The 3,090-nt window shown below is 73.0% G+C and carries 3 protein-coding genes; all 3 read right to left on the bottom strand.

All coding sequences use genetic code 11. The features are described 5' to 3' along the window. Positions 1-331: 331 nt before the first annotated feature. The 3 genes from ACFVWY_RS09485 to ACFVWY_RS09495 all read right to left on the bottom strand — a co-directional run bounded on the left by ACFVWY_RS09485 (position 332) and on the right by ACFVWY_RS09495 (position 2,805). On the bottom strand, positions 332-826 hold the full coding sequence (locus ACFVWY_RS09485) for an FBP domain-containing protein (protein ID WP_389869040.1): 495 nt from the start codon (positions 824-826) through the stop codon (positions 332-334). A gap of 69 nt (positions 827-895) precedes the next feature. Then, positions 896-1,795: a hypothetical protein gene (locus ACFVWY_RS09490; RefSeq protein WP_389869041.1), complete on the bottom strand. Its 900-nt coding sequence runs from the start codon at positions 1,793-1,795 to the stop codon at positions 896-898. Then, the gene (locus tag ACFVWY_RS09495) at positions 1,792-2,805 is read right to left on the bottom strand and encodes an SPFH domain-containing protein (protein WP_389869043.1); all 1,014 of its coding nucleotides are present in this window, start codon (positions 2,803-2,805) and stop codon (positions 1,792-1,794) included. The genes ACFVWY_RS09490 and ACFVWY_RS09495 overlap by 4 nt, the downstream gene beginning before the upstream one ends. Positions 2,806-3,090 lie beyond the last annotated feature (285 nt).

Raw genomic sequence — 3,090 nt, forward strand, 5'->3', positions numbered from 1 at the left:
CCCGCTACGACAAGACCGCCCAGTCCTACAAAGCGGCCGTCACCCTCGCATCAATCCTGATGTGGGCCTGACACTTTGACGACAACTCCTAGGGCGATCCCGCCTTCGGCACGGGCCCCTTCCCCTGCTGCCGGAAGCCGCGTGAGGACGGCCCGTACGGCGGCCGTCATCGCCGGGGGTCTGGAGGCGTGGCCGGTCACCCGGTACGAGGGCGGTCTCGCGGCCCTGTCCGGCGCGCGGCTGATCAGCGACGTCGGTGACGCCCGCGCTCCCGGCCCGTCGCGCAGCCGCCCGTCACCTTCGCCGCCCGCGCCCCGGCCGGGGCGCGGGATCAGACGTAGAGCTTGTCGAGGAAGGCGTCGAGGTTCGACCGGGTGCGCGCCACCTGCTCCTCCAGGGTCAGGGACTCCTTGAAGCGGCTGCCGGGCGCCGCTGTCTTCTTGCCCCGGACGTACAGTGAGCAGTCCAGATCGGTGCAGATGTACAGGCCGACGGAATTGCCCTCGCGTCCCGCGGTGCCCGTCTTCCGGGCGGTCATCAGCGAGACACCGCTGCCCGGGTGCGTGGTGAGGCACAGGGAGCACATGCTCCGGTGGAGGAAGCCGCGCTGCTGGGAGGGGAAGCGGAGCGTCACGCCGACGAACTCGCCCGCGCGCTCGGTGACGATATAGCTGCGTCCGGGGGCGGAGAGGTCCCGCCAGCCCAGGAAGTCGAGATCGTCCCAGGGCGACTCGTCGAGATCGCGCGGCAACGGCAGTCGCTTGGCCTCCCCCTTGGAGCAGTTGATGAATGATGTGCGGAGGTCCTGCTCGCTCACGGCTCTCATGACGGGAAAGTAACTGTGCCTATGAGCCCTAGGCAAATGATTAATTAACCAAGGTTTCCGTGAGGCGGGTCAGCCGGCCAGTCGCAGCGAGGTCGCCGAGACCCCGAGCCGTACGGTCTGGCCCCAGGCCAGCTCCAGTGCGTCCGTCTCCATCCCGTCACCGAAGACCACCATCCGGTCGGACTCGACGGTGAGCCGCAGCCCCTGTCCGTGGCCCAGCTCGCCCGCGACCAGCGAGGTGCCGGTCGCGGGGGACGGCCAGGCCTCGCGGACGAACCACAGCAGGCAGGGGTCGGTGGGCGCGGGGAGGCGGAGCCGGCTGCCGCGTTCCTGCCACAGCGAGCGCAGCCAGCCGCTGGCACCGGTGCCGGTGCCGACCAGGACCCCGGAGGACGCCTGGGCCTCGGCGGTGGCTCCTGAGGCGTCCGGACCGATCCGGTAGCGGGCGGTCTGGTGGCCGGGCGGGCCGAGGTAGATCTCGTTGAGCGCGAGCAGCCGCTGGGTGTCGTCGGCCACCGCCTCGACCATGGTGAGCTCGTCCGCCGTGCCCCCCGGTGCCACGGCCGCCCTGAGCAGCGCCGCCGCGTCCCGGGGCCGGTGGCGGACCAGTACGCCCGGATTGCGTCCCGGGTCGGTGTCGATGCCCACGACGGGCTGGCCCGCCAGGTACTTGGCGGCATTGGCCACCAGCCCGTCCTGCCCGACGACGACCACCACGTCCTCCGGCCCGAACAGGAACCGGTCGAGGTCCGCGCGCTCCACTCGCGAGCGGCGCCACTGGAGCGGAACGGCCGCCGCCACATCGGCGAGGGCCTGCCGGGTCCGCCGGTGGCGCCGCACCACCTCCTCGATGGAGCGGCCCCGGCTGGAGAGGAAGAACGCGGCCTGCCCGTGCGTGCCGTGCCGGGCCAGCAGCTCCTCGTACTCGGTGGTGCGGTGGACGAGCACGGCGCGTGGGGCGAGGCTCATGCCCGGCGTTCCGGCCCGGTGGCGCCGAGCTTGCTGAGCAGTCCGGTGAGCACGTCGGGGGAGAGGGTGAGACTGTCGATGCGCGGCAGGTTCTCGGCCAGCCGGGTCGCCGCCAGGGCGTGCAGGGTGGCGGCGTCCACCTCGCCGTGCACCCGCAGCCAGGCCGCCTGGGACTCCGCCCGCGCGGCGCCGACCTCGCGGGCGGCCTCGGCCTCGGCGCGGGCCAGTCGTACGGCGCGGGCGGCCTCGGCCTCGGCGCGTACTCCGTCGGCCGCCGCGTGCTCCTCGGCCTCCCGGCGGGTGTTGGTGCCGCGCTGCTCGACCAGTTGCTCCTCCCTGCGGGCCAGCTCGATCTGGCTGGCGAGCTCGTTCTCGGCGATGGCCCGCTCCCGTTCCACGGCCACGGCGCGGCGCTCGTAGGTGGCCCGGTCGGCCTCCTGCTGGATCTGCTCGCGGGCGGGGGTGCGCAGGGCGCGCTCCACCTCGGCCTCGGGGCGGATCGCCACCACCCGGACCGCGACCACGTCGATGCCGGTGGCGGGCAGCCGTGGCTCGGCGGCGAGCCCGGCGGCCACCCGGTCGCGGACCGCGGCGACCCCGTCGACCAGCGCCTCGGCCAGTGCTGTCCTGGCCAGCACGTCGAGGGTGTGCTGCTGGGCGGTCTCGGTCAGGAGGGTGGCGATCTGCTCCAGCGGAGCGCCGCGCCAGGCCCCGGTGTCGGGGTCGATCGAGAAGTCCAGCCGGGCGGCGGCCTCGGCCGGGTCGCTGATCCGGTAGGTGACGGTGGCCTGCACGGTGACGTCCTGGAAGTCGGACGTGCGGGCGTGGAAGGCCATCGCCAGCTCCCGGTCGTTGACCGGCACCTCCGACAGCGCGGCGCTCAGTGAGCGGTACCAGAAGCTCAGCCCCGGCCCGTCGTGCGCGATCCGGCCGCGCCGGTGATGGCGGATGTGGGCGGTCGGCGCGGAGCGCAGATGGCGCCAGCCCAGGCGCCGGGTGATGTCGGCCATGGCGGTCCCCCTTGTTCTCGTCGTGGCGACGATAAGGGGAATGCCGTTTATCGTCAAGAGGACGAGAATCGGGGATGCCGTACGGCGGATGGTGTACGGAGCGGGTCGCGCGGGGCTCACGTGAAACGGAGGGCGGCCGGTGACTCCCCGAGGAGTCACCGGCCGCCCGGTGGTGGGGGCCCCCCCGCCCCCCCCCGGGGCCCGCCACCGCCCGGCGAAAACCACCCGACCAAGCCCCCCCAAAATTAGGAAGAAAGTGCACAGCGAAAAGAACCGCACCCCCCC

The organism is Streptomyces sp. NPDC058195 (assembly GCF_042883525.1).
GTDB lineage: Bacteria > Actinomycetota > Actinomycetes > Streptomycetales > Streptomycetaceae > Streptomyces.

What these genes read in the sequence shown, in the direction of transcription:
- ACFVWY_RS09495 (WP_389869043.1), bottom strand. Translation starts at nt 2,805, where the DNA reads ATGGCCGACATCACCCGGCGCCTGGGCTGGCGCCATCTGCGCTCCGCG.
- ACFVWY_RS09490 (WP_389869041.1), bottom strand. Translation starts at nt 1,795, where the DNA reads ATGAGCCTCGCCCCACGCGCCGTGCTCGTCCACCGCACCACCGAGTAC.
- ACFVWY_RS09485 (WP_389869040.1), bottom strand. Translation starts at nt 826, where the DNA reads ATGAGAGCCGTGAGCGAGCAGGACCTCCGCACATCATTCATCAACTGC.